General features: G+C 33.7%; 2 protein-coding genes. Both read right to left on the reverse strand.

Translation table 11 applies throughout. The annotated features are described in order from the left end of the window. Window positions 1-569: 5'-3' exonuclease (locus A194_RS19050; protein ID WP_040403314.1), on the reverse strand; the 569-nt coding region annotated here is incomplete at its 3' end. A gap of 51 nt (window positions 570-620) precedes the next feature. Continuing rightward, a partial coding sequence (locus tag A194_RS0116305; protein ID WP_017187838.1) for a sensor histidine kinase occupies window positions 621-1,277 on the reverse strand: 657 nt, incomplete at its 5' end.

Here is a 1,277-nt window from a genome sequence, read left to right on the forward strand (position 1 = left end):
ATATTATCTGATTGATCACCCATTAAAGCTTTTAAATCAATAATTTGTTCTTTTGAAATCCCCATCTTTTCCTTGATCGATTCAGGGGTGAAATGGTCAATCTCAGAGATTCCTTTTCTTGTTAAAGATACAGTTGTGTGATTTGAAGCGAGCTGTAATAAGTCTTTATCACCTGAATAAACAATCGTCTTTTGACCTTGATCGTCCGCTTCTTTAACCATCGTACCGATAATATCATCCGCTTCATATTGATCAAGTTCATAATACTTAACACCGAAAGCATCTAAAAGCTCTCGCATAATAGGAAACTGTTCTGATAGCTCTGGTGGTGTTTTTTGTCGACCACCTTTGTATTCTTTATATGTTTCATGTCTAAAAGTCGTTTTACCCGCATCGAATGCGACTAAAATGTGAGAAGGATCGTGATCGTCTAAAACTTTTAACATCATTTTCGTAAATCCAAACACTGCATTCGTATGCACACCTTGATCATTACTTAATAAAGGTAAAGCAAAGAACGAACGATACAAAATACTATTACCGTCGATTAATACTAATTCTTTTGACACGTTCTAACACCTCTTTATCTCCTGTTGTAACTATTATAACAAATGATTAGTTTATTTTTGTGGAAGAATAACCTTTATTGTTGTTCCTTCCTCTTCACGGCTTTCAATCTGAATTTGACCATCATGTGCTTCTGTAATGTGTCTTACAATGGACAGTCCAAGTCCCGTGCCTCCTGAATGTCTACTTCTTGCTTTATCAACACGATAGAAACGTTCAAAGATTCGATTGTGGAATTTCTCTGCTATGCCAATCCCATTATCTTGTACTTCAATTAAAACATCGTCATCGTCTTTTTCAATAGTTAATGTAATATTTCCGCCTTCATTTGTGTATTGAATTGAATTAGAGATTAAATTCAATGCTAGCTGATACAAGCGGTAATAATCAGCATGAATTTCTAAATCATCGTTTACATTGAATACTAAGTTTAGCGATTTTTCTTCAGCTGGTTGGTCTACAATAGCTTTAATATCATTCACTAATTTAGATGCTGTAAACGTGGATAACTTTAATTCATACTCATCCTTTTCTAATACAGATAAATCTAATAAGTCTTGGACGAGAATGTTTAAACGTTTACTTTCTTTCTTCATAATCTTTAAAAATTGCGTTTGTTTATCTTCATCAATCGAATCATCTTCTAATAACGTTTCAGCAAATCCTTGAATCGATGTTATAGGTGTTCGTAATTCATGAGATACGTTAGC

Source organism: Alkalibacillus haloalkaliphilus C5, from assembly GCF_000269905.1.
GTDB classification, from domain to species: domain Bacteria; phylum Bacillota; class Bacilli; order Bacillales; family Alkalibacillaceae; genus Alkalibacillus; species Alkalibacillus haloalkaliphilus_A.